The sequence below is a fragment of the Prochlorococcus sp. G4PB17 genome (assembly GCF_059772445.1).
Window position 1 is genome coordinate 805019 of the sequence record NZ_CM186288.1, and the last position, 25897, is coordinate 830915.

Annotated in this window: 20 protein-coding genes and 1 tRNA gene; 9 read left to right on the forward strand and 12 right to left on the reverse strand. The window is 30.3% G+C overall.

The genetic code is table 11. The annotated features are described in order from the left end of the window. Window positions 1-81: 81 nt before the first annotated feature. Window positions 82-939, reverse strand: coding sequence for a 3-deoxy-8-phosphooctulonate synthase (kdsA, locus tag AC6EJB_RS05030; RefSeq protein WP_498492650.1), 858 nt, complete (start codon window positions 937-939; stop codon window positions 82-84). A gap of 333 nt (window positions 940-1272) precedes the next feature. Here kdsA and AC6EJB_RS05035 point away from each other — a divergent pair, with 333 nt between their 5' ends. Beyond that, window positions 1273-2262, forward strand: coding sequence for a KpsF/GutQ family sugar-phosphate isomerase (locus AC6EJB_RS05035; RefSeq protein WP_498492652.1), 990 nt, complete (start codon window positions 1273-1275; stop codon window positions 2260-2262). Between the two features lie 10 nt (window positions 2263-2272). Here the strand turns inward: AC6EJB_RS05035 and kdsB are convergent, their stop codons facing one another. Then, entirely contained in the window at window positions 2273-3082 is an 810-nt protein-coding gene (kdsB, locus tag AC6EJB_RS05040) for a 3-deoxy-manno-octulosonate cytidylyltransferase (RefSeq protein ID WP_498492654.1), read from the reverse strand. A gap of 197 nt (window positions 3083-3279) precedes the next feature. Here kdsB and AC6EJB_RS05045 point away from each other — a divergent pair, with 197 nt between their 5' ends. Continuing rightward, complete coding sequence (locus tag AC6EJB_RS05045) at window positions 3280-4854, forward strand: tetratricopeptide repeat protein (RefSeq protein ID WP_498492656.1); 1575 nt, start codon at window positions 3280-3282, stop codon at window positions 4852-4854. A gap of 340 nt (window positions 4855-5194) precedes the next feature. Here the strand turns inward: AC6EJB_RS05045 and AC6EJB_RS05050 are convergent, their stop codons facing one another. Beyond that, complete coding sequence (locus AC6EJB_RS05050) at window positions 5195-5677, reverse strand: DUF2214 family protein (protein WP_498492658.1); 483 nt, start codon at window positions 5675-5677, stop codon at window positions 5195-5197. Window positions 5678-5999: 322 nt separating this feature from the next. On the opposite strand from AC6EJB_RS05050, the gene AC6EJB_RS05055 reads away from it, so the two are divergent. Together AC6EJB_RS05055 and AC6EJB_RS05060 are read left to right on the forward strand one after the other, a co-directional pair. Further along, entirely contained in the window at window positions 6000-6356 is a 357-nt protein-coding gene (locus AC6EJB_RS05055; RefSeq protein WP_498492660.1) for a hypothetical protein, read from the forward strand. 14 nt (window positions 6357-6370) lie between these two features. Continuing rightward, the gene (locus AC6EJB_RS05060; protein WP_498492662.1) at window positions 6371-7426 is read left to right on the forward strand and encodes a tetratricopeptide repeat protein; all 1056 of its coding nucleotides are present in this window, start codon (window positions 6371-6373) and stop codon (window positions 7424-7426) included. Here the strand turns inward: AC6EJB_RS05060 and AC6EJB_RS05065 are convergent. After that, window positions 7402-8238 carry a hypothetical protein gene (locus AC6EJB_RS05065; protein ID WP_498492663.1) on the reverse strand — a complete coding sequence of 279 codons (837 nt, stop codon included), beginning with the start codon at window positions 8236-8238 and terminating at the stop codon, window positions 7402-7404. The genes AC6EJB_RS05060 and AC6EJB_RS05065 overlap by 25 nt on opposite strands. A 270-nt stretch (window positions 8239-8508) precedes the next feature. On the opposite strand from AC6EJB_RS05065, the gene AC6EJB_RS05070 reads away from it, so the two are divergent. Then, the gene (locus AC6EJB_RS05070; RefSeq protein WP_498492664.1) at window positions 8509-9780 is read left to right on the forward strand and encodes a hypothetical protein; all 1272 of its coding nucleotides are present in this window, start codon (window positions 8509-8511) and stop codon (window positions 9778-9780) included. A gap of 652 nt (window positions 9781-10432) precedes the next feature. Here AC6EJB_RS05070 and AC6EJB_RS05075 read toward each other — a convergent pair. From AC6EJB_RS05075 to AC6EJB_RS05085, 3 genes are all read right to left on the reverse strand, one after another. After that, window positions 10433-11446, reverse strand: coding sequence for a putative sugar O-methyltransferase (locus AC6EJB_RS05075; protein WP_498492666.1), 1014 nt, complete (start codon window positions 11444-11446; stop codon window positions 10433-10435). A gap of 500 nt (window positions 11447-11946) precedes the next feature. Continuing rightward, a complete protein-coding gene (locus AC6EJB_RS05080) occupies window positions 11947-12762 on the reverse strand; it encodes a hypothetical protein (RefSeq protein ID WP_498492668.1) in 816 nt (271 codons plus the stop codon). Between the two features lie 101 nt (window positions 12763-12863). Then, window positions 12864-12936, reverse strand: a tRNA-Ala gene (locus AC6EJB_RS05085). A gap of 643 nt (window positions 12937-13579) precedes the next feature. Here AC6EJB_RS05085 and AC6EJB_RS05090 point away from each other — a divergent pair. The 3 genes from AC6EJB_RS05090 (at window position 13580) to AC6EJB_RS05100 (ending at window position 17382) form a co-directional block, all read left to right on the forward strand. Further along, window positions 13580-13882: a hypothetical protein gene (locus tag AC6EJB_RS05090; RefSeq protein WP_498492670.1), complete on the forward strand. Its 303-nt coding sequence runs from the start codon at window positions 13580-13582 to the stop codon at window positions 13880-13882. A 52-nt stretch (window positions 13883-13934) separates the two neighbouring features. After that, complete coding sequence (locus AC6EJB_RS05095; RefSeq protein WP_498492672.1) at window positions 13935-14906, forward strand: NAD-dependent epimerase/dehydratase family protein; 972 nt, start codon at window positions 13935-13937, stop codon at window positions 14904-14906. A 691-nt stretch (window positions 14907-15597) separates the two neighbouring features. After that, window positions 15598-17382 carry a tetratricopeptide repeat protein gene (locus tag AC6EJB_RS05100; protein WP_498492673.1) on the forward strand — a complete coding sequence of 595 codons (1785 nt, stop codon included), beginning with the start codon at window positions 15598-15600 and terminating at the stop codon, window positions 17380-17382. Here the strand turns inward: AC6EJB_RS05100 and AC6EJB_RS05105 are convergent. Genes AC6EJB_RS05105 through AC6EJB_RS05115 form a run of 3 tightly spaced genes read right to left on the reverse strand, consistent with a single transcriptional unit; the run spans window position 17379 to window position 20395 of the window. Next, window positions 17379-18044, reverse strand: a complete 666-nt coding sequence (locus tag AC6EJB_RS05105) for an HAD family hydrolase (RefSeq protein WP_498492675.1) — start codon at window positions 18042-18044, stop codon at window positions 17379-17381. The two genes, AC6EJB_RS05100 and AC6EJB_RS05105, sit on opposite strands and share 4 nt — an antisense overlap. Then, window positions 18041-18775 carry a 3-deoxy-manno-octulosonate cytidylyltransferase gene (locus tag AC6EJB_RS05110; protein ID WP_498492677.1) on the reverse strand — a complete coding sequence of 245 codons (735 nt, stop codon included), beginning with the start codon at window positions 18773-18775 and terminating at the stop codon, window positions 18041-18043. Before AC6EJB_RS05110 ends, AC6EJB_RS05105 begins: the two co-directional genes overlap by 4 nt. A gap of 3 nt (window positions 18776-18778) precedes the next feature. Then, the gene (locus AC6EJB_RS05115) at window positions 18779-20395 is read right to left on the reverse strand and encodes an aldolase catalytic domain-containing protein (RefSeq protein ID WP_498492679.1); all 1617 of its coding nucleotides are present in this window, start codon (window positions 20393-20395) and stop codon (window positions 18779-18781) included. A gap of 520 nt (window positions 20396-20915) precedes the next feature. Between AC6EJB_RS05115 and AC6EJB_RS05120 the strand changes: the two genes are divergently transcribed. Continuing rightward, on the forward strand, window positions 20916-23300 hold the full coding sequence (locus AC6EJB_RS05120) for a tetratricopeptide repeat protein (RefSeq protein ID WP_498492681.1): 2385 nt from the start codon (window positions 20916-20918) through the stop codon (window positions 23298-23300). 1407 nt (window positions 23301-24707) lie between these two features. On the opposite strand, the gene AC6EJB_RS05125 is transcribed toward AC6EJB_RS05120, so the two are convergent. Both AC6EJB_RS05125 and lexA read right to left on the reverse strand, forming a co-directional pair. Beyond that, complete coding sequence (locus AC6EJB_RS05125) at window positions 24708-24845, reverse strand: hypothetical protein (RefSeq protein ID WP_498492683.1); 138 nt, start codon at window positions 24843-24845, stop codon at window positions 24708-24710. 394 nt (window positions 24846-25239) lie between these two features. After that, entirely contained in the window at window positions 25240-25848 is a 609-nt protein-coding gene (gene lexA, locus AC6EJB_RS05130; protein ID WP_498492685.1) for a transcriptional repressor LexA, read from the reverse strand. Window positions 25849-25897: the final 49 nt, after the last annotated feature.

Consider the following 25897-nt stretch of genomic DNA (forward strand, 5'->3'; position numbering starts at 1 on the left):
GATATTTTAAAAGTAAATATAATTTCTTTGAAGAATCTTCAAATACATTTTTAAAACTATCTTCAAAATTTAAATATACAATTAAATGATATTTATCTTTTGGAATGATTTAATTAATGTATCCAAATCCTTTAATTGCTTTAGAACTAGTTCTACATCTTTCAATGGTAAAGCACTAGGTCCATCACACTTTGCAGTATCAGGATCTGGATGTGTTTCAAGAAAGAGACCTGATAAACCTAAAGAAGTAGCAGCCTTTGCCAATTCAAATAGTTGGGCTCTTCTGCCTCCTGACTCGGTTGCTTCTTTATCTCTACATTGTAATGAATGGGTAACGTCAAATATGATTGGAATATCATTGCAGATCTTTTTTATCACACCAAACCCGAGCATATCTACTATTAAATTATCATAACCAAAGACAGAACCCCTTTCACATATTATAAGTTTGTTATTACCGCTCTCAATAAATTTTTTAACTAAATTAACCATTTGGTAAGGACTCATAAATTGCGGCTTCTTAATATTTATTATCGCATTAGTTGATGCCATCGCTGAGATAAGATCAGTTTGTCTTCCTAAAAAAGCAGGTAATTGAATAACATCACAAATCTTGGCAGCAAGATAGGCTTCTTCTGGTGAATGAACATCAGTTAATATGGGAATATTAAAAGTTTGTTTTACTTCTTTTAAAATTTCTAAACCTTTATTAATACCTGGTCCTCTATATGAATGAAATGATGAACGATTAGCTTTATCGTATGAAGCCTTAAATATAAGTGGTATTTGTAATTTATCACATACATTTTTCAAATGAGATGCTACAGAAAAAACAATATCTTGAGTTTCTATGACATTTATTCCGCCAATTAATACAAAAGAAGATGTATTAGAAATTTCAAAATCGGAGAGTTTTAATTTGGTCCTTATATCAAACATTTTCTCAAGTTTATTTTAAGATAGCATATTATTATACAATTTCCACTGTTCATATATTTCAGAGTCTTTCTTTTCCTTTAAGCTTTATTAAAACCTTAGCAAATTCAGTACATTATTTATATTCAAATTATAAAAAAATAAGATTATTTATTATGCTAATTTGAGGAAGAATTAATGATTGAATTCATGAGTTTTAGATTTGCATCGTTTTATTATTAGTCAGTTCTATTGTTTTATATAATATAACAATATTTTTCATACAGGATCTTTTATGCTATAAATTAATTTATTTTTTGCGCATTGGATAAATTTATTTTGGAAAAGAAATTTATAATGAAAGAATGTCTTCTGCATGAAAGCCAAGCAATCCGTAAAGCTGCTGAAAATTTAAATAAGGAAGTTTGCGATCAAGCTCTGATTGCCTTAAATAAAACATTTGAAAAACACGGTAAGTTATTGTTGTCAGGTGTAGGTAAAAGTGGGATTGTTGCGAGAAAGATTGCTTCAACTTTCACTTCATTAGGTTTTCCAGCGTTATTTTTAAACCCTACCGATGCTCTTCATGGAGATTTAGGTATTGCAATGCGTAATGATACAGCAATATTTTTGTCTAACAGTGGAGAAACAGCAGAAATACTAGAACTGTTGCCCCATATAAATAAAAAAGTAAGACAGATAATATCAATAACAGGAGAATCTAATTCGACTTTATCAAAAATATCAAATATACATCTTAATTGCTATGTTGATAGAGAGTCATGCCCGTTAGATCTTGCTCCGACTACAAGTACAACTTTATCTTTAGCTATCGGTGATGCTTTGGCGGCACAATGGTCTATATCAAGGGGGATAAATGATAAAGTTTTTGCACTAAATCACCCTGCTGGCTCTATAGGCAAAAGATTAACATTGACAGTTGATGATATAATGTTTAATCTTTCTGATCTTCCTTGTGTTTCTTATAACTCCAATATTAAATCAATTATAATCACGATAACTTCATCTTTAGTAAATAAAGAAAATGTGGGTTTCGCATGGGTAAAAAATGATATCAAAAGGGTTGTAGGCTTGATTACTGATGGAGATCTAAGACGAGCTCTTTCAATTTATCCATCTTCTGAATGGGATAAAATAGTAGCTAAAGATATTTATACTAAAAATCCTAAAATAATAGACAAAGGAACTTTAGCAATTGATGCATTAGACAAAATGGAAAGGAATTTACCTAAGGCGATAAATAATCTTGGAGTAACTAATAATGGAGAGATAATAGGTTTTGTTACTATGCATAGTATTTTAAAAAGAGGTCTTAAAATAATATGAACATACTATTTTAATTTTGATTAATTATTTTCCCAAGACCACTTATTACATTTTCTAATTCAGATTTATTATCAATAGAAATCACCTCATTAGGATATTCAAAGGCATAGATAGGAATATCAGAATCTAGCCATTTCAATTGCTCTAGTGATTCATATTCTTCTAATTTACTTTTCGGAAGAGAACCCCAGGTTTTTAAAATATCAAGTCTGTAGGCATACACCCCTATATGACATTTGGCAGTTAAAGGTACTAACTCTTCATTACTTTTATTGTTATTAGAGCATATAAAAGGAATATCTGATCTACTAAAGTATAAAACACGTTTGTTTTTAGATGAAATAACTAATTTGACTACATCTCTACAACTTTGAACTGTAGAATATTCTTTAGTGTAATAAGAAGTTAGGATTTCTGGGCTATCCATCATAGTGATATGTTTTATAAAATTTAAAATAATATCTTTTTTTATAAAAGGTTGATCAGCCTGAATATTGATAATATAAATATCTTTTAAAGAGAACTGCTTAGGCAAAGATAATTTCAACAGGATCTCATCAATGGAGTTAAATATCCTATCAGTCCCAGAAGTAAAATTACCAGACTTAAGAATAACTTCTACAGGGAATATATCTCCCTCGTTTGCTATTTTTTGATTATCAGTACATAGAATTGTTTTTTCAATATTTGGCGTATTGCAACAGGTATTTATAACCCGAGAAATCATTGTCTGGTCTCCTATGCGTTCTAAAACTTTGCCAGGTAGTCGTTTAGATTCCATCCTTGCTGGGATTGCAATTATAAATTTTTTACTTGCCATTTATTATTTTAGCTTTAAGACCTGATATTAGCAGAATTTTTTTTAGTTATGATTTATGTCCATTTTCAAGCCTTACTTAAACTATTGTTGAATTTTCCAGTTATTCTGTCTTCAGTTTCTTTTAGAGGTTCAATATATCGTTATAATAAGCAATTAGAAATAGAATCATTTAAGAGTCTCTTTATTCCTAAGAAAGAATGAAAGAATCAAGAAAAGATAAAAAGAAAAAAACTAAAATTACTACATTTACAATTCCTATCTCTATGGGAGAAATAAAAACTGAAGTTAATATATCCAATAATCCACAAGATGAATTAAATATAAAAGAGATAATTACTAAAGCTTTTAAATTACATTCAGAAGGTAAACTACTAGAAGCTGAAAAATTGATTCGCAAAGGAATTAAGACTCATCCAAATAGCGTAGAAGCTTATATCAATCTAGGGATAATATTAAAAGATCTAGGGAAACTCAATGATGCAGAACAATCTATTCGTAAAGCTATTGAATTAAAACCTAATCTTGCATTGGCTCATAATAATCTTGGGACTGTTTTAAAAGATCTTGGAAGACTAAAGGATGCAGAACAATGCATTCGCAAGGCTATTAAATTAAACCCTTATTACTCTACTGCTTATTGTAATCTCGGATCTATTTTGCGTGAACATAATTTAAAAGAAGCAGAAATATCTGTCCGTAAAGCAATTGAGCTAAATCCTAAGTTTGCATTAGCTCACAGTACCCTAGGCGCAATATTAAAAGATACCTCTCAATACATAGAAGCAGAAGAGTCACTAAAAACAGCTTTAAAAATTAATCCTAACTATGCAGATGCTCATAGTACTCTTGGGCACTTATATTTAAAACAGCAAAGATTCAAGGAGGGTTGGCAAGAATACGATTGGAGATGGGCAAAAAAAGGTTCAAATATTGGCAAAAAACTTGATACAATTCGTCCAGAATGGCGTCCAGGTTGCAGAGGAAGACTTTTATTATGGCCTGAGCAAGGATTAGGAGATGAAGTTTTATTCTGCTCCTTAATTCCTGATTTACTAGATCAAATTGACAATCTAATACTTCAGATAGACAAAAGACTTATTCCGCTATTTAAAAGAACATTTGGAGATCAAATTAAATATTATGAGAGAGGAGTCCACATAGATGCCGAACACTATGATTATCATATATCAATGGGTACATTGCCAAAATTCCTTAGAAATTCTCATGCTAGTTTCAATACATCTAAACCACTAAAATTAGCGACAAATAAGGAAAAGACCGATCAATTAAGATTTGATTTAAAAAGAATCTCAAATAAAAAAATAATAGGTATTTCTTGGAAGTCAATAAAAGCTAATGTAATCGATAAATCATTAACTCTTGAACAACTGATTTTAGGAATATTTTCTCCTAATCTATATTTTGTTTGTCTTCAATATGGAGATGTTGATAATGAAATTAACTTTATTAAATCTAAATATAATATAACCATTCATCAACGAAAAGATATTGATACTTTCAATAATTTAGATGCTCTATGTTCTTTAATTAAAGCCTGTGACGAAGTTGTTTCTATAGCTAATATAACTGTAAATCTTTCTGGAGCCATTGGTGTTGAGTGCAAAACATTAGTCAGTGGATCCCATCCTTGGAGATATGGCGTAGACAACAAATATTGCTATTGGTTTCCTTCACTTAAACTATTCAGATCAAAGCAATCAATTGGTCTACTAAATCATCTACCTAAAGTAAAAGAGGAGATTATTCAATAATAAAATGATAAATTTAAGTTTTACATTGTAATCTTTAATAAGATAAATAGAAATAATATTTATATCTAAGATCAAAAATAAAACCAAGAATAATATATTATAATTTATATATTAAAATATAATATATTAGTTTACGATTAGAATAATTTTAAATTATTACTGATAACTTTTATGCTGTTATTCAAATAGGCTTGCCTGCGTTTTAAAGGGAGCAGGAAAAAATAAATTGTACAAATATTATCTTATGAAAAGCCTTTTTTACTTATTAAGATGAAAGGTTTAAATTATAGTCACTTTTAATCCTAAACAATTGATTATTAGTTAGTTTTCACCTATTTTTTCAAGCCAAGCCAAATCCTCTTGCCATCAGGCTTGCCAACAATGGAATTGAGGCAAAACCTATCAGTTCAATATTAATTATTACTCTTAATCTAGAAACTAAATTCTTAGTGACACTTGGAAGTTCCCCTTTACTTAAAGGTACTGCCCAGAGCACATATGTAATTGTTGGATAAAGTGATAGTGATCCAACAAGCGCAAAAACTACTATTTTTGTCCAAAAAATAGGGTTTTGAGTGTAAAACTCAGCTCCTTGGCCAAACTTGATAACCCTAAAGATACCACTTATCAAAAGGGCTATTCCAGCTATTCCATAAACAATATCTGCCAAAACCATAGAAATAGCTTCTTGCCTGTTGGGATCAGGCTTCAATGATATCCTTTCATAAATCAAAGCTCCAAAACATAACATGAAGCTTAAATAATGAATATAAGCAATTGATGCAGATTGCAATAAGTCAGAGGGGAAACCCGATCCAATCACATTTTCTTTTGAATCAATTTACACATTAGCAGGTATCATTGCTCAAGGTGAGGACAGAACGCTGGGAGTAAAAAAATTAGATTATCCAATCTATTGAATAGGTTGATATTGAATAGGTTGATTTATAGAATTCAAACTAGAAAAAAGGAAAAGACAATTATAAGCAATGTAGCTATAAAGGTTATTTAATAAGCATACAGGTTGAATATCAGCTGTTAAAATTTGTTTAATAATTCGCCAGATAGTATTAAATTGACTAATTTAGAATCGTTGAGATAATTTCATGAGGAAGATAGTAAAAAAAGTTTTTTATAGAATATTTTTGTTTAGTCTTATTTTTTTTACGACGAAATTTATTTTTAAGGCACAGACAGTTTACGCCTCAGAATTTGATTCATCTAGTTTTATCAAGAAAGTATCTAAATCCTACACAAAGAAATTTTGTAATTCTATTGCCTTTGGGCTCTCAAAAGAAAGTGCTATGAACTTTTCAATAGCAGAAAATAACCAAGTTTTTAAGAAAAGAAAAGAGATGAAAAATATTAATAAAGAATTACTTGCAGAAGAAATCGCTATCTCAGTCGTAGAGGAGTGTGGTTATCCCATTAGCCTTTCGGGTCAAAAAGGTATTAATGAATTTAAAAACTATTATATAGAAAAGGATAGTGAATCAAAATAAAGATATTAAACAACGTGAAAACATTTCCAGTTATTTTTTCTACAGAAGATTTTAAAGAAAGCATTAACATCAAAACAAATACAAGAAAGAAAATAACTAAAGAAGAAATATTAACTCAAGCATTAAAATTTCATTCAGAAGGCAATATTTTAGAAGCAGCAAAATGTTATAAACAATTTATAGATGAAGGATTCTTAGACCATAGAGTTTATTCTAATTACGGTGCAATATTGCAAAACCAAGGTAATCCATATTCAGCAGAGTTAGCTACTCGTAAAGCAATTGAACTTAAACCTAACTATGCTAATGCTCATCTAAATCTAGGATCAATTTTGACTGATCTTGGTAAATTGCATGCTGCAGAATTAGCTACTCGTAAAGCAATTGAACTTAAACCTAACTATGCTAATGCTCATTTAAATCTGGGATCAATATTGACTGATCTTGGTAAATTACATGCTGCAGAATTAGCTACTCGTAAAGCAATTGAACTTAAACCTAACTATGCTAATGCTCATTTAAATCTGGGGAAAATATTAATCATTCTAGGCAAAATTCGAGATGCGGAATTAGCTACTCGTAAAGCAATTGAACTTAAACCTGATTGTGCAGATTCTCATTTAAATCTGGGAAAAATGCTCATAGATCAAGAAAATTATCACAGTGCAGAATTAGCTACTCGTAAAGCAATTGAACTAAATCCTAATCTGGCAATCGCTTATTTAAATCTTGGCAAAATATTCATGGATCTTGGTAAATCGCAAGAAGCGGAGTTATCTACTCGTAAAGCAATAGAACTTCAGCCTGATTGTGCAGATGCCCATTTAAATCTAGGTAACATTTATATAGATTTAGAAAATTATCAAAAAGCAGAAATATCTATTAGAAAAGCTATTGAACTAAAAAATAATTTTCCTGAGGCTTATTACTTCTTGGCAATAATTTATAGACGTAATGGTGATAATAAAAATGCGATGTCATCTATAGAAAATGTACTTAGGGTGAGGCCATGGTCAATAAAAGGTTTGTATGCATTAAACCATACTTATGAAATAGAATCCATTTCGTAAGTAATTGCTCTAATTATATTACAAGATGAGTAATTGTTAATTAATTTAAATTGATCAAGAATTTCCTTACGCTTAGTATAATTCAAACTTATTATATTAGAAAAAAGGTCCTCATAAACATCTTCTACATTAATAAAATCTAATAATTTATCAAAATAAGTTTTAATAAATGATGGTCTCTTAATAGCTGCAATTGGCAAGCCATTAATAATAACTTCAGATTCATTAGTCTCATAAATTATCTTATCATCCTTCAAATCAAATCCCTTACAAATAAGTTTAATTCCTGAATCATTTATATTCAAAGAAAAGGGCATAGAAAATACTATGGTTTCTTTACAGAAAAATCCATAATTAAAAACACGCTGTATAGGACTCATAAATCCGTAAAAAAAGGTCAACTCTGAAGCTTTAGGTTTATATTTAGGAGTACTTAGACCCAAAAAAGACTTTTCATATGGATAGGCATTAACTTCATGATTTACAAGATCCCAAATAGGTGCTATAACAGAAAAATTCCCAAATCTGACTGCTCTAGCATTTAAAAACTGATTTTTAACAACCTCGGTAAATTTACCTTTATGTCGTTCTTCTAAATTTATTAAATTATACTTTTTAAGTAATTTCTTTAAATCATAAGGTAAACAATATAATTCTTTTTCAAAAGACTCTGTTATATCTTTACCACCATAACCCCATGAAAAATTGTCTTGATAATAGTTAAAGAAATCACTAATTTCTTTACTATATTCCCTATCTTTTTTTATTCTTAATTTATTATTTTCCAAATAAATATCTGATTTCTTTACCAAAAGATTGGATGGAGTATAAATTCTAGATCCAAGCTTTGGATTAATAGAAAAAATTCCTCTGCCAAATTCGCCTTCCTTTTGACATACGTTTTCTGCTATTCCACCTAATCTACGAAACTCAGAAAGTAAAAAGTTCCACTTAACATCCATAGGATATTAATTCAAATTTTATACAACCCTAGTATATATTAAACTTATAAAAAAACATACTTGTTGTGAAACAAACAGGATGTTAAATTAGTCAAGTTAGAAGCTTTACAAGCAAAGAGAATGGATTTAATTAAGCAATGCTTAAAGGATCTTTTTATTGAAAAAAATGTTGATATTAGTAATCCCTTTTTAGGTTGGAATTATGCCTTAAATTATGATAGTCAATATTTTTCAAATATAAGAAATAACAGAAAGAAAAAAAATTATGAATATAAATATGAACCTAGGGGCTTGAAATCTGAATTATTGGAATTAGAAAAAAGAAATAAAAGTACTAATCTAAATATTAAACCTATGCAAGATTCTAAAATAGCAATATTTGGTTGTGGACCTATTGGTATGGCCACTGCATTATGGCTGAATAAGTTGTACCCTAATAATGATATTTCTATCTATGAAACTAGAATAGATTTAACTTCAAAACAGCTGAAACCATTTTCAAGAAGATGGCTTACTTCTATAAAGTTAGATTTATTAGAGCCCATTCTGGAACAAAAAGATCTAAAGATTCTACAACAAATTGGCTTAAATAATTATATTGGTATTGATATAAGAAATTTAGAGTATTCATTATTAAGAGCAATCAATAAAAAAGGAATAAGTATTTGCCAACTCAAGAAGGATATACCAAAACCAGAAATTATTATCGATGCTACTGGTGGAAAGTTAAGACCACAAAATCAATCAGGAATCAAAGAAAAAATCATTATGAATAGATTTCATTCCAAACATAAAAATATATATGGTCAAAAAATAATTCCTCAAGATAAATTTAATAAATTTGAATTAGTTAATTTCGGAAATATAATCAAACCATTTCATAATGATTATCCATTTCAAATCCCCTATCTGAAAATAAACTATCTACCTACACATCTTAAAAAAGATTTTATTTATTTTTCAAATGAATTAAATAATGATTATGGAGTATATTACTGGAATGGTTTAATGAGAAATGATTTAAATCACTCTCTATTGATATTATCTCTTTTTCAAGAGGAATTTGAAGCAATTGATGACTTAATTAATTTTCCTATTAGATTGGATCAAGCTTGGGATGAAAAGAAGTTTAGAGTGAACACTTCAAAAAGGTTATCTATTCTATTTGAATGGTTATTATCAAGTCTTGAGGAAAGCAATATGTGCTACCTAGAACCACTATTTCTCTGGCAGCCATTCTTATGCTTGAGAAATAAAAGTGCAATAGTAGATGATATCTTATTTTTCAATGTTGGAGATTCTCACTATATAGGAAATCCAAAAATAGCAAATGGGTTAACTTTTCATCTAAAAGAATTAAAAGAAATCTTCTCATCAAAATGTTTTAATTAATTCATTAGATAAATTAATAAGATTTTGATTTACCGATCTTATTAGTAACTTTAAAAACTGAGCAATTAATTACTTTTATGTTAATAAAAACCATACATAGATAGATTAAAAACAACCCCTTACAAGTACCTTCCGCAATTCAAAGAGAGCACAACTGAGCGCATAATAGCCATATCAGGCAATATCATATTATTCACGCTTTACCGCAAAATCCCTGACATCATTTGCTGTGACTGAGAAAAACTAATGGAGCCAAGCGGACTTGAACCGCTGACCCCCTGCATGCCATGAAGCTCAAAAATTCCTGAATATCCTAGTTATAGATTGAAAGCTAACCCCTTAAAAGCACCTTACACAAAGTAAAGCGCGCATAATTGAGCACTATATCTGATAACCCTAGATATAGTGCCATTCAATCCACTGCGAACAGACTGATATTGATAGATATATCTTTATACTTAAGTCCATAAATAAGAGACCAAGAAGTCAGCATGCATTATAATTTTCAAGATTACCCAGTAAAATTTTATTGAGATTTTCTTCTAATCCTTTCTGATTGAATTATTTATAACTTTAAAATTATAAATGATTAAATCAATTTGATTTTATATCATTCTTTTTTTAATTAAAAGTTAACACTAACATAACAAAATCAATAGGGGTTAAAGCCTCTCAACTTTGCTTCCTGAAGTTGCTTTTCGTCTGATCTATTCAAAGATCTTAAATAAAGATTATTGGCTAATAATTGTGACTTGCTAAAGTCTCTTGATCTTTTCTCGAATAATTCTGATGGCATCTCTCTTATCCACGATCTAGGTGATTTCTGTTTTTGGAGGCAGGCCCAGTTTTTCGGGAAGTCCCATCTACCCTTATAAATATGATCTCTACGATTACATAAATAGATTAATCCCTCATCTGTTATCAATGTTTTATCAAATAATTCCATATAAAAATCAATATGATGTTTATCCATTTCCTGCATACTTTGTATATTAATAGCAAGATCAAAATACTCTCTTGGTAGTAAATCACTCCGCCATGAAGGTAATATATATATATCTAAATCTAGATCCATTAAATTTTGATTTTCATAGAAAGATCCAATTTTATGATTTGGTAGTGCAATATTTAGATATTCATAAGCCAGAAATAGAGAAATGGGTACTGCATCAATTAAAAAATATTTTATTTTTCCAGGTATTGTATGCTGAAAAATTTCGGCAAGTCTTCCGTAACCTCCTCCAACCTCGATAACTTTTAAGGCCCCTTTACTTTGATCTATAAATGAATAGATCAGATTAAGGTCCATAAAAAAGGCAAGATCGGAGACTGTTAACTTTTTATATGATCCTTCCTTATTAAAAATATCCTTGGCAATCTCTAATAAATCAATATCTTCAAGAAAAGATCTGTACCAAAAAATATCTATTTCAGTTATCTCTTTCTTGGCATAACCACAATATGAGTAAAGCAAATTCTCTATTTTTGGTTGAATCTTTTCTCTAGGATCAATTATTTCTGAGTTAATTTCCATCCATCCTTTACTAGGATTGAACTTCTTATTATTTCTAGCAAGATCATTATCGATTATATTAATTTTCTGCTTATTAATTTTTAAATGAGATAAATTCTTCAAATGATTTTGAATAGAATAAATTTTTGACATCTTAGCTAAAAGTTGATGATAAGCCTTCTATCTTTTCAAACATAGAAGTTATAAATATTCTATCTTTAATATTTCCACTTAAAGTTTCCTCTTCAAAATTTAAATTATTATAAATAGTTAGAAGTAGCAAAACTCCATTTTGCTTACATTTATTACTATGATATTTTTATAGCTTCATGAATAATTCAGACCACTGTTTCAGCATTGAATTAAAGAACTGAAAATGAGCGCATAATAGCTATATCAGGCAATATCATATTATTCACGCTTTACCGCAAAATCCCTGAAATCTATTGCTGTGAATGAGAAAAACTAATGGAGACAAGCGGACTTGAATCGCTGACCCCCTGCATGCCATGAAGCTCAAAAATTCCTGAATATCCTAGTTATAGATTGAAAGCTAACCCCTTAAAAACTCTTGCCTAAAATCAAGTTCGTATAGTTAAGAGCCTTAAGGGCCTAACACTTTTATCTGCAATCAATTTACTTTTAAAAAATATTTAATTATTATTTAATGCCTGCATGAATAGCCAAGGAGTCTCTCCACTTCGCCACTCCCAAATCGAAAGCAGTTGATCTAAGTGATCAAGTTCCAAGAACCATTTCGGGGAACTATTCAGTCGCCTTTGTCCGTCATCCTCAATGAGAGTAATTTGATGAGAAGATGAAAAACGATTTATCAATTCCTCCGTCATTCCTGGTACTAAACATTCATGCGACTCTACAAGGATATCAATTTCTTTAAGTTCAGAAAATTTATTAATATCTAATAGCTTTTTCTCATCGCCTTCTACATCACATATTAGAAGAGTTCTAGTATGTTTGTAATCTTTAAGAATTGAAGGGTTGAACTCTGATTCTATTTTAATTGAATCTTCAACACCATTTTTAATAGCTAAATGTTTAAGGGTTTTTTGAGCCTCTTCATTTATATCAAAAGACAAAATCTTACTCTTTTTGGAACGCATAGCAAGTCCTACAGAATAATATCCCTCTGCGGAACCAATGTTAAAAATTAATTTATAGTTAGAGGAAATTATCTTCTCTAAATAAATATGTAATGGTTGCTCATAGGTACCTAAAAGCTTTGCAAGATGACAACCCTCAGAGCATTTTTCTAAAAAGTTCATACCTTTAAATGGACCTTGAAAAACTTTTAAACCTTCATGATCAATATAGGTATTAGTTAGTAAAGAGCTTCTCCATTTAGCTAAATACCTGAGAGCAGTATTTAAATGATTAACATCATCCTTCCATGTTTCAGTTGAGAGAGACTCTAATAAATTATCTTTGACTGTCTGATGGAAATTATTCATCTATGTAAATGCACTAATTTTTGCACTAAATTTATTTGAGACAGGTTTTAAGACCTCTGAGAAAGAGCTCTAATCCTTTTCACCTCAGAAGGTTTTAAGTATGGAGCCAAGCGGACTCGAACCGCTGACCCCCTGCATGCCATGCAGGTGCTCTACCAGCTGAGCTATGGCCCCAAATCGTTGATATGAAAATGATTGCAATCAATCTCAAGCAACTTAATAATTATACTTCACGTCCGATATCACACAAATTTATGAGTTCCATTACAGATGCAGCATTGGCAGTCATCAATTTTTTTTTACTCCTTTTAGTAATCCTTTTTCAAAACGAACGATTAATTTTGTAGTCATTTGTGGACGTTGTTTGCAGATCAATGTTCTCTAGATTATTAACAAATGATTTACAAGCAATAGGTTATAATAGGAATCAATAGATCCTAAATATAAAAATAAACGTGAGTAGAGGACAAAACGATAAAAAGAAAGAAAGAAAGAAAGTGGAAACATTTCAAGTGCCATCAACTTTAGAATTAATTACAGAAATACAATTATTACTAATAAAATAACTCCTAAAATATCTACAGAAAAATTATTTAAACAAGCATGAAAATATCTTATACAAGGAAATATTTCAACAGCAGCAAAGTATTATCAACTTCTGATTAATCCAGGCTTTGAAGAGCACAGAGTTTTTTCAAATTATAGTTTAATTTTAAAAAGTTTTGGCAAATTAACAGACGCAGAGCTATCTACTCGTAAAGCTATTTCACTTAAGCCTGATTTTGCAGAGGCTCATTTAAACCTAGGAATCATATTAATGGATATAGAAAAATTTAAAGATGCAGAATTGTCACTACGCAAAGCAACTTCAGGAAGCAAAGAAGGCATTGTTCGTAACTATTCTATTGAAACCGTGATCCAGAGTGATGCAGCAAAAAAATTACGTGCCAGTATGCTGAGGAAATATTCCCCCTTCCATTTATTTGTCAAACGTGCCAAGAGAGGCCTATTAAGCGTGAGAAAACTTAAATCCAATAAGAAACTACAACTCTCAGAAATAGTTAAACTGGCTGTAGAAAAACTTTTTTTCCATAAGAATGGTACCGCTCAACATTCATAGCTTTTGAGCTTATGCCAAATTGATTACTAAATCTTTCTCAACCGATTGTTATATGATGAAAAAAGTTCTTCTGACAGGCTCAAATGGTTTCCTAGGGACACATATTTTATCTAAAATTATCAATTCAAATCAATTCGATTCGATTACTAATATCACAGGTATAGATAATTTCATTAGTTCTAATAAATCAAATATTGATAAAAGAAATTCTAAATATAACTTTATCGAAGCTGATTTAATAAAATTTGACTTCAATCAACTACAAGATTTTGATACTGTAATTCACTTGGCTAGTCTAGCTAGTCCTTTCTACTATAATAGATATCCTCTTGAGACAGTAGACATAGGTACAACAGTTACACGGAAATTACTAGAAAAATGTAAAGACTGGAATGCAAGATTTATCTTCTTCTCTTCATCCGAAATTTATGGTAATCCATCACCAGAAAATATCCCTACAAAAGAAGAATATAAAGGAAATGTTTCATGTCAAGGGTCAAGATCTTGTTACGACGAAAGCAAAAGACTTGGAGAGACTTTGTGCTATATATACAATAAAAAATATAATATAAGTACAAATATAATTAGGCCGTTTAATATTTATGGGCCAGGTATATCTATCGAAACAGACTATAGAATGATTCCAAATTTAATAAAATCTGCATTAAGAGCGCAACCAATTAATATATATGGCAATGGTAATCAGACAAGAACCTTTTGTTATTATACAGATGCAATTGATGGGATAATTAAAGTTATTAGAAATGGCGTTTATGGTGAGACTTATAATATTGGTCATTACAAGCCTGAGATATCAATGATAGATTTAGTTAAATTATTTCGCAAAATAATAAATATAAATCTAAGTTATAAATTAACTTCATATCCAGAATATTATCCCGATGATGAACCGACAAGAAGACTTCCATCAATTGACAAAGCAAGAGAACATTTAAACTTCCATCCTCAAGTAACTTTAGAAGCTGGTCTGACTAAAACTTGGAAGTGGGCTTTGAAGAATTGATCGTATAAAACTAAAATTTTTATAGATAGAATTATTATTATTAATAGTAATTCTATCTATTTTATTGGATTACTTATCAGCAGCTAATTCAGCCAGTGCAATTATTTGCTTTAAATAGGCATCAACTCAACTTAATTGTTTACTGATGTCTCCTTTCTGATTCGCTTGTTAAAGATTTACGAATATTTTCACACCATATCAGTCCGCTCAGCATTGATCTCTTTAACGCTTGAACAATCGAGTCAATTGCTTCGCTGTATTTCTGCGAGCTTGTTTTCTACTTAATTTTTATTCTTTGGTCACTCTGGTCGTTACTAAGATGAAACTATAACCTTGAGAAAGCAAGTCAGCAGAGAAACCGGCTCTTAATTCAGTTGCTTATTTAGTTGATCTTCCTAAATCCAACATATAAGCATGTAGTTTTAATTCCATCCAGGAAGCCAGTCGGGACAAATAATATAAATAGCTTGACTAGTCTTCACTATTTAATCTGCAAACAAAAAAAGTTTTAGCGAAGAGAAAGTAGGATATGGATTTCTAATCCCTCAATTTTTTGATAGATATAGAATAATTATTCCCACTTGCACAAAATTTTCCGAAACCTAATTGAATGTGGTCTTCTTTATTTAAAGTTAAAACCTCAGAGCAAGATATAATTTCGTTATTAACTCCTTATATAAAATCAATAGAAGTGACTGAAAAAAGAACTGACAAAAAGAAAGATAGATATAAAGTTAAAACATTCCAAGTTCCATTTTCTTTGAAAGAAGTAAATGAAGCTTTTTTTTATAAGTCCTCTCCTCCATCTAAAACTTCTAACAAACAAATAGTTAATAAAGCATTTAAATTTCATTCACAAGGAAATCTTTCAGAAGCCGCAAAATGTTATCAATATTTGATTGGGCATGGATATAAAGATTACAGAGTTTTTTCCAATTATGGATCTATTTTAAAAAAGCTAGGAAAATTGCCGGATGCAGAAATATTTCAAAAAAAAGCAATTGAACTTAAACCTGATTTTGCTGAGGCTTATTCCAACCTTGGAAACATATTAAAAGATCTTGGAAAGTTACATGAAGCAAAATCCTATCAAATGAAAGCAATTGAACTTAAACCTGATCTCGCTGAGGCTTATTCCAATCTTGGAAACATATTAAAAGATCTTGGAAAGTTGCATGAAGCTGAAAAATCACTTCGAAAGGCGATTGAAATCAAACCTTATTTAACTAATTCTCATTACAATCTTGGGATAATATTATTTGATCTTTACAAATTAAAAGAAGCAGAATCATTTCAGCGCAAAGCAATTGAACTTAATCCTAATTTCGCTGAGGCTTATTGCAGTCTGGGAAACATATTGAAAGATCTTGGAAAATTACAAGAAGCTGAAAAATCACTTCTAAAAGCAATTGAACTTAAACCTAATTTTGCAATTGCTCATTGCACTTTAGGTTCAATACTTAGAGATCTAGGGAAATTAAATCAAGCAGAATCATCTCATCTAAAAGCAATTGCAATAGATCCAGACCTTGCAGAAGCACATCTTAATCTTTCCATGGTTCTGCTAACTAAAAAACGATTTAAAGAGGGATGGAATCAATATGAATGGAGATGGAAAGTCAAAAATAAAAACAAAATGTTGAAGACATCTAAACCTGAATGGAAACAAGGAAATAATGGGAAAGTTTTAATTTGGGCAGAGCAAGGAATAGGAGATGAGATTCTCTTTGCATCGCTAATACCTGAATTTACTAAAAATATAAATCAATTGATTCTAAAAGTTGATAAAAGATTAATTCCTCTATTTAAAAGATCATTTGATAAGAAAATTATTTATGTAAATAAAGAATCTCATATAAATGAATTAGATTATGATTACCATATCGCAATTGGCTCACTACCAAAATTCCTAAGAAATAGCCAAGAAAGTTTTAAAAAAGGAAAAACATCTTATTTAAAATCAGATACAAGAAAAACAAATCTTTTCAGACATAAGCTAACCAATCAAAAATACAAAAAAGTTGTAGGGATCTCATGGAAATCAGATTCAAAAATCAATAAACACAAATCGATAAGTATTGAAGAATTCATTCTAGGAATATATTCAAATGATGTATGTTTTGTAAGTTTGCAATATGGTGATACAAAAGAAGAAATTAAAAGTATAAAAGAAAAATATGGTATAAACATCTTTGAAATAACTGAAGTAAATAATTTTAATGATATTGATGGACTTGCCTCAGTAATAAATGCTTGTGATCTCGTTGTATCAATTGAAAATATGATATTTTCTTTAGCAGGTTCTCTTGGTGTTAAAAGTAAAATACTATTAACAAAAAACTGCCTTTTTTACAATAGGGTTAATAATTTAGAAAGCTACTGGTTCCCATCACAAGAATTTTTCAAGCAAAGTTCATCTAATGAATGGGGCGAGGCACTAAGACAAATAAAAAAGGCAATCGACAATTGCAATTAATTTATTAACTCATATACCCTGGAAATAATATCAATAGAATTTGCATTGCAATAATCTTGATAAGATCTAAATTCAGTCCAATTACTTACAAAAATAAAATCTAAACCATTAGCAACAGATACTTGATGATCTAAAGCAGTATCTCCTAAGAATAAAGCAGGAAGTTTTAGAGCTCCGCTTTTCAACTCCCTCTGAAGAATTGTATTTTTTGTATCTGGACTTCCGAAAATACCTCCATTAAATAAATGCATTAGTTTCTTTTTTCTAAAAACAAAATTCAATTGATCCTGATCTCCTCCAGAAACTATCATCCATGTCGCATCCTTAGTTGTTTGTCTTAAAGATTCAAGACCATAGGTTATTTCTGAATCTATTAATCCCTTTTGAGTTTCCTCTGCATATACTTTCAGCATTTTCTTAAGATATAAGGCCTTCTTCTTTTTACAATTAATAGGAACAATAGATTTGAGAAAATAGTCAAATTTTGCATATCTAGACACTCCTCCATTCTGTAAATGGTACTTCTCCAGAGAGGCTGATGCTTTATCCCCAAAAGGATGAGAAACTATTCCAAAAGCTCTTGTTTTAATATTATTTGAGTTTAGGATGACCCCATCACAATCAAAAACAATTGATTTATATTCCTGAATTTTTATACTCAATTTCTTAATTTCAGCTCTCTTTCTACATCCTTAATATCTTCCAAGATATCAACAGATAAACTATTACCCTGAGATTTAAACATTTTTATAGGATAACCTAATTCAAAAAATCTTAGAATCTCAATATCTTCAGATTCTTCTATCTTACTTTTGCTACCAAATTGAAGGAAATCAAATAATTCTTTTTTATTATATCCATAAATACAAACTTGTTTTAAATATAAACCTACTTTTGATTTGAAATCTTTAAATCCGGGAATCAATGATCTTGATATATAAATCAAATCTTCAGAATTATTAATTACCACTTTGGGTATATTTATACTAGCAGGGTCTTGATTTTTGCTGATAATATTATAGGAATTAATAATATGATTTGTATATTGGATTTTATAATCTATACATCTCACAATATCTCTAGGTGAAACAAGTGGTTCATCACCTTGAACATTAACAAAAATATCATAGTTTAAATCAATACTTGCCTCAGCAACCCTATCAGTTCCAGTAAGAGAAGAGCTGGAAGTCATTATATATTTATATCCTTTTTTATTTACTGTATTAGCAATCCTCTTGTCATCAGTCGCGATAAATACATTTGAAATACCTACTGCTTTTGAGGCGATTTCTGCGACCCAAATAATCATGGGCTTACCAAGAAGGTCTATCAAAGGTTTGCCAGGTAGTCTTGAGGATTTATACCTGGCTGGGATAATAACGCAAGATCTCATTATCTAGATTCCATATATACTAATTTTTTCTAATCCAGAATATTCACTAGGAGTAATCGCTATCAGTCGTAGATTATTTTCTCTCTGCTTGAACTTATCAATCAATTCATTAATTTCTGTATTTCGAATATCTCCCAAACCATAACCTTCAAACCCAGAAAGAAAAGCCTTATTAGCTTTGCCACTAGCAATAAATGAAAGAACGTATGCAAATACCAATTGATTAGGAATTATTCCATAGCTCTTATTAAATTCAAATCCATCCCTTGAAATGCCAATGCCATAGTCCAATACCTTTATCCCTCTGAGTTTACGAGATAAAGATTTTGGAAGCATAGATAAAGGAGTGATCAAAGGCTGAGTTAAACCTAAATATATATCTAAATCAGCCATTAATCTCATCGGATTGCATGCGATACGATAATCAATCAAACTATCATCAATTTGAGAGCATGCGTTTAATGCAATAACAATAGGTTTTCGTTTTCTAATAAAATCTTCAAGGGCATTTCTATGAAGCTCTAAATTCTTGCTTGAACCAATAATCAAAACTTCTTTATTATTTAATATTGTAATTGGAGAAAACGTCCCAATAGGTTTTCCATGGTAGAAGTTTTTAGAACTCTCTAATTTATGAGAACTAAATTTTGTAGAATCCTCGCATTCTAAATAATTAATTACAGACAAAATATCCTCTTCTTTAAATCTACCATCTGTTAAAATAGTTTGAATATAAGTTGGATGAATAGAACAGTCTGCCGCCATAAAATAATAGGGATTAGTTCCCCAAAGATATTTTTGTTTGAGTTTTGCAAAATCATTGTTTATCATTTTCATAAGAGGTATCAAATTTGATTTATTCCTCTTATATCTATCTAGCGATAATACTAATTCCTCTGTCTTAGTATTACCTGCTCCTCTACCCATCCCATTAATAGTACTATCAACCCAAACAATTCCATGTTCAATTGCTTTTAAAGTATTTATCAAAGCAAAGCCTTTATTATCATGAGCATGAAATCCAATTTGACCACCCCAATACCTTTTTAAAAATTTTAAAATGTCTACAATTTCATCAGGCATCAAGGAACCAAAACTATCAGCTAAATAAATTATATCAACATCATTTTCATTAGCTAATATAGAGATTTTTTTAAATTTATTTTCTCTAATCTTAGAAATCTGCATTATATTTACAGCTGTTTTGTAACCTTTCTCTTTTAATATTTTAAAAGCAGGAGCTATGATTTCAAAATCATCAATTGTACATGCAATCCTTAACAAATCTACTTTAGAATTTTTTGAATCTAAAGGTACGAGCATTTTAAGTGTTTCACTATTTAACTGATTATCTGATATTAAATCATCAGCATTAATCATTATTGCAACATTAATTCCAGCTGGAATATCAAGTTTATTTAAAAAATCATCATTACAAAATGCATATGCACCCTTAAAGCCCTTATTGTTTAATAATCTAAATCCAAGTTCTACATAATGAATTTTAGCAACACTTAAAGCAAGTAGATAGTTTTTTACGAACTCATAAGAAAAATTCCAATAGTTATAATATCCCCCATCTCTCAATGTACAATCTACATTTATAATATTACTCTTCATGAAAAAGAAAGAACAAACATTCTAAACATAATTTCATTCTATCTAATAATGAGAAAACTATAAATAGATGATTCATCTTATTGAATATTTAAAGTGTCTAGATATTCCCATACAAACAAAAGGCTATAGTTTAGGAGACGAGTTTTCTGCAAAACAAACATTTGGCTTATGTTCAAAAGGCGTTTAATTTAGTCCATTTCCTTTAACTATTGCTGAGACACTCAAACACAAACTAATTTATACAACTTCGCAAGATATGGCTAATTATGACTAATATGCTAACGAAAACTCCAGATAGCGATTGATTGGGAAGCAAATCTACAAACACTAAAAAAACGGAGAGGCTAAGGAAACGGAGAATGGAGTGAGTTTATATGCACCGCACCGAAAGAGATTTAACAGATCAAAGAGATAGAAGCGATTCAACAAGTAGTTGATAAGCAAATAGTTCGTTTTACAAAAAACTCCTTAAAAATCAAATAGAAGCCTGATATAGTTGAGAAATATTAGGCTTTTTGATTTGAAAGCAAATATAGATATAGCTCAATCGCTCTTTCAACAAAATAAATATCAAGAAGCAATTGTTATCTGTAATCAAATATTAGCTACTGATAGCAATTCAATAGAAGCTATCAAATTAATCGCAAAATCTTTTTTAGCTACAAGAAAGATAGATGATGCTCGTTTATATCTAAATAAAGCTCTAAATATTAAACCTGATGATTATGAAGTCTTTAAAGATCTAGGTAATACCTATCAAGCTGTTGGGGATGTAAGTTCTGCTAAAAACTATTATCAAAAAGCAATAGCCATTAATAGTTCTTACGCTCCAGCTTTAACGAATCTAGGAAGCATTGAACTCAACACAGATAATAAACAAGAAGCATTATCTTTATTAATCAAAGCGACTGAATCTGACCCTCAATTAGCTCCTGCCTGGGGAAATCTAGCTAATGGTTATGTTCAACTAGGAAAGACAAAAGAGGCTGAAATTGCTTGCCACAAATCCATAGATCTCAATCCCAATCTGTTTAAATCTCATTTCCTTCTTGCCAACATCCTACTTGAACAAAAGAAGCTTCAAGAAGCGGAAATTGCTTCCCGTAAATCAATAGCACTCAATCCCAATCTCTTTAATTCTCATTTCCTTCTATCAACCATCCTCATTGGGCAGAAGAAACTACAAGAAGCTGAACAACCTCTACGCAAAACTATTGAACTTAATCCTGATTTCTTTCAGGCTCATTCCAACCTTGGAAGCATTTTGAGAGATCTTGGCAATTTACAACAAGCAGAGGAATCTACTCGCAAAGCGATTGAACTTAATCCTAATCTCGCTGAGGCGTATTCCAATCTGGGAATCATATTGAGAGATCTTGGCAAACCAAAAGACGCAGAATTCGCTTACCGCAAAGCAATTGATATCAAACCTAATTACCCAGAAGCTCATTACAATCTAGGAAATGTATTGAAAGATCTTGGCAAATTACAAGAGGCAGAATTCTCTTACCGCAAAGCAATTGATATCAAACCTGATTACCCAGAAGCTCATCTAAATCTAGGTAATATATTGAAAGATCTTGGCAAATTACAAGATGCAGAAATCTCCACTCGCAAAGCTATTGAAATCAATCCTAATTATCCAAAGGCTCATTCCAATCTGGGAATCATATTGAGAGATCTTGGCAAACTAAAAGACGCAGAATTCTCTTACCGCAAAGCAATTGAAATTAAAACTGATTTCGCAGAGGCTCATACCAATCTCGGGAATGTACTGAAAGAACTCGGTAAATCAAAAGACGCAGAATTATCATATCTCAAAGCGATTGAAATTACTCCTGATTACGCAGAGGCTCATTCCAATCTAGGAGTCTTATTTAAAGATCTAGGCAAATTAAAAGAAGCAGAATTATCTACTCGCAAAGCAATTGAACTCAATCCTAAGAATGAAGAGATAAACCATAATCTCTCTTTGATTCTACTGAAAACAAATAATTTTAAAGAGGGTTTGAATAGATATGAATCCAGGTTGAGAATAGGAACAAAAAAACCAATTATCAAATCTAAACCAGAATGGAGCCCAATAAAAAAGGGCAAAGTTTTACTTTGGGCAGAGCAAGGTATTGGAGATGAGATATTATTTGCATCTTTGATACCTGAATTAGTAAAGAAAGTTGATCAACTAATAGTTCAAGTAGATGAAAGATTAATTCCATTGTTTAAAAGATCGTTCGATAAACGAATCATTTATATACAGAAAAATCAGATTTTAGAAGAAAAAAAATATGATTTCCAAATCGCAATGGGTTCAGTGATTAGATACCTTCGAGATGACAAAGAAAGTTTTAAGAAAGGCAAAAAAAAATATCTTAAAGTTAATGAAAGAAAAACTATTCTTTTTAGAGATAAAATCCTAAAATATTCAAAAAAAAATAAAATTATTGGTATCTCATGGATCTCTAAATCTCTAACATATAAAAATAAATCGATATCTCTAGAAAAGTTTTTAACCGGAATTTATTCACCAAATGTAGTCTTTTTAAACCTACAATATGGAGATACTAAAGAAGAGATAAATAAAATGAAAATAAAATATGATATTGATATCTTTGATTTAAAAGAAGTAGATAATTTTAACAATATAGATGATCTGGCTGCCCTTACAAATGCTTGCGATATGGTAGTTTCAATTGAAAACATAATATTTGCACTTGCAGGCGCCTTAGGTATTGATAGCAAAATATTACTTATGCGTAATTGTCTTTGGGTTAATGGTAATAATGATTTAAAAAGTTATTGGTTGGAAAGTCAAACCTTTTTCAGGCAGACATTATCTGGAGATTGGGAAACAGCATTAAGTCAAATAAAGAAAGAAATAGAAGACTCTAATTCATCAAATCTATAAGATCATGAACTTTCGAAAGAGGTAATATTTTAAGAGAAGGTGCAAAATATATAATTACTGGTTGGATCAGTTTTGCTAATTAATTTAAGAAAGAGTGAACGAGAATTAGAATCGACTTTTGTAAACCGTCTATGAATTCAAATAATCATTTATAAAGAATCAACAAGGATTAGAATTAATAGTAAAGTTACAAGAATAAAAAAGAGAAAAAAGGAATGGAGCGCTCTACTAGGAATGCGGAAGAAAAAAACAAGTCTCTCAAGCAAACACTATTACATTTCCTTTTAACTCCATTCAAAATAAAGACATTATTTCATTTTCTACATTCCATATATACTCATTGATTCTAATCATGAATATTTGCTAGGAGTAATAGAGATAAGGCTTAAATTATTGTCCTTCAAAACCTAGTCTTAAGGAAGGCTTAGTTAAATAATATAGCAGATAACTTAAGAATAGATACTTTTAATTAGGATCTCTAAAAGGCAACTTTTGATAGTTTTGGGGAGTATTAATTGAGTTTAAAAAATAGAGGTATTTTTTCTGCAAGAATAACTAGCAATCCTAATGAAGTAAATAGGTTTTCTATAGCCATTTTATAAAACAACCTTGAAACTGATCTCAAGTACTTAATTAAAAAATTAGTATGATTTAGTTATGTTTATTTTAGATTTGCATGCAAGAAGGAAGAAAAAATGACTCAAATACAATCTCTCTAGCTTTTCTTATCAATATCAGAAATTCGTTTTTCTTGTTCATTATCAAAACTTGATAAAGCAGCTTCAGAGAAAATCTCCCTTATTTTCCAATTTACATCGAAAGGAAGTCTAATTTTTTTCCGATTTAAGGTGGTCGTCCATTAAGTCAAATAATTCTTGTACTTGATAAAAAATTAATAATTTCTCAAAGAGTGGTCTAAACATATTTTATTCATAACAAAAATTCATATCAAAAAAAAGAACGGCTCCTTTTTAAAAAGCTCATAATTAACCTTGGAATTCAGGTGATCAGTCCTATTAAAAGACTTGTTATACATTGTGATGCTTTTCCACATTTTTATCTTTTCCTCATATTACAAAAAGTTTTGTCTGAGAATTTTGACAAGCACATCGTTATGTATCAAGAGATACTTAATCCTTGAAAGCTGCTGCAGTAACTAGTTTTTAGAGAGGGCTAATGCTTTTTGTAATTAATCCACTTATTCAATTGACATGCTCCCTATTGAGATTTTTTTTAAAATATGAATTTTGTGGAAAAGTGGAAAACCAACCTCTAAAGATCCAAAAATACTATTTTTTTTGAACTTTAATCTTCTAGAAAATTCTTTCCATAAAGGTATTAATTCAAGCTGAAAAGAAAACACAATTCAGACTGCTTAATAGACTCCGGCTAGTCGATCTAGCCACTCTAGCTGCAATCATTCTGGTCTTCTTCAACTTCTTTTGTGAGTAATTCCAATTCCTTTTCAAGCGCGTCAATTGTTTTAAAACCTAAGACTTCAAGAGTTTCATTGCCTAAGGAATTTTCAAAAAGAACGTTGTTCATGATATTTTTTTCATAAAATAAATAATTAATTACCACTTTCAATTATTTATGTTGAAAATAAGTTTTGAGATAAGAATAGAAATTAGTTAATTAATTTATTTTGCTAACTTTGAGGCACTCACAGATAATATAGAAACATATTGGTTTAATACATAATCCTTTCACCATTTATTGGAATAAAAACTGGACATTTCAAATAGTTCATATAGAAGGTGTTATTTATTTAGAAGCAAAAGGGTTAGGAGTTCTTTTAAGAAAACCTTTCCAGCTAAATTAAAATCCATTCACTGCAGCAGATAATTTAGTTTATCGCGAAGATAAAAATAGAAAATATTTTTTGAACTCTTGGAAATCAAGAAAACTCACTAATTTTTAATTAGTTTTAAAAATAATTTTAAGTTTGCCTCCACACAGCAGCTAATTTTCCTTGAACATGAACTTGTTCAGCATCGATTTCTATAGGTTCATAAGCTGTATTAGCGGCTTCCAAGCGGACTAAGCTCCCATCACGGAAAAAATGTTTCAAAGTAGTTCCCAAGCCTGGGACCATTGCACTTACTACCGTTCCATTCCTCAAGCGAGAAGGGTCGTTCACAGGTTCCATTAAGACCATATCTCCATCTGCGATATAAGAATCAATCATTGAATCTCCATTTACTGTCAAAGCAAAAAGGCCTTTTAACTGTAGGACTGAATTAAAATCAAGAGTTTCGCGCACATCATCAAAAGTTTCAACTAGTCCACCAGCAGCTATTGCACCCAAAACAGGCACGCCAGAGATGCCTTCTTCAATTAATTGGAGCGTTCTAGCCTGACCCTCTTGCCATTTTATCCAACCTTTTTCTTGCAAATGTCTTAAACGGCTTTGTATCGGTGCTGGAGACCTCAACCCCATAGCATGCATCATCTGCCTTATTGAAGGGCTATGGTGTTGATCTTCAATAAAATCCACAAGCCAGTCATAGAGCTCTTGCTGGGCTGTTGTTAAATCCTCTCCAGGCATTTGAATTAATCAAGTACATATGTCCTCCAATACATATGTACCTAATATC

Excerpts from the sequence above, each read along its gene's own strand:
- AC6EJB_RS05035 (WP_498492652.1), top strand. The coding sequence starts at position 1,273 with ATGAAAGAATGTCTTCTGCATGAAAGCCAAGCAATCCGTAAAGCTGCT.
- AC6EJB_RS05075 (WP_498492666.1), bottom strand. The coding sequence starts at position 11,446 with ATGTCAAAAATTTATTCTATTCAAAATCATTTGAAGAATTTATCTCAT.
- AC6EJB_RS05115 (WP_498492679.1), bottom strand. The coding sequence starts at position 20,395 with ATGAAGAGTAATATTATAAATGTAGATTGTACATTGAGAGATGGGGGA.
- AC6EJB_RS05125 (WP_498492683.1), bottom strand. The coding sequence starts at position 24,845 with ATGAACAACGTTCTTTTTGAAAATTCCTTAGGCAATGAAACTCTTGAA.
- AC6EJB_RS05070 (WP_498492664.1), top strand. The coding sequence starts at position 8,509 with ATGGATTTAATTAAGCAATGCTTAAAGGATCTTTTTATTGAAAAAAAT.
- AC6EJB_RS05080 (WP_498492668.1), bottom strand. The coding sequence starts at position 12,762 with ATGAATAATTTCCATCAGACAGTCAAAGATAATTTATTAGAGTCTCTC.
- AC6EJB_RS05045 (WP_498492656.1), top strand. The coding sequence starts at position 3,280 with ATGAAAGAATCAAGAAAAGATAAAAAGAAAAAAACTAAAATTACTACA.
- AC6EJB_RS05110 (WP_498492677.1), bottom strand. The coding sequence starts at position 18,775 with ATGAGATCTTGCGTTATTATCCCAGCCAGGTATAAATCCTCAAGACTA.
- kdsA (WP_498492650.1), bottom strand. The coding sequence starts at position 939 with ATGTTTGATATAAGGACCAAATTAAAACTCTCCGATTTTGAAATTTCT.
- kdsB (WP_498492654.1), bottom strand. The coding sequence starts at position 3,082 with ATGGCAAGTAAAAAATTTATAATTGCAATCCCAGCAAGGATGGAATCT.
- AC6EJB_RS05095 (WP_498492672.1), top strand. The coding sequence starts at position 13,935 with ATGATGAAAAAAGTTCTTCTGACAGGCTCAAATGGTTTCCTAGGGACA.
- lexA (WP_498492685.1), bottom strand. The coding sequence starts at position 25,848 with ATGCCTGGAGAGGATTTAACAACAGCCCAGCAAGAGCTCTATGACTGG.
- AC6EJB_RS05090 (WP_498492670.1), top strand. The coding sequence starts at position 13,580 with ATGGATATAGAAAAATTTAAAGATGCAGAATTGTCACTACGCAAAGCA.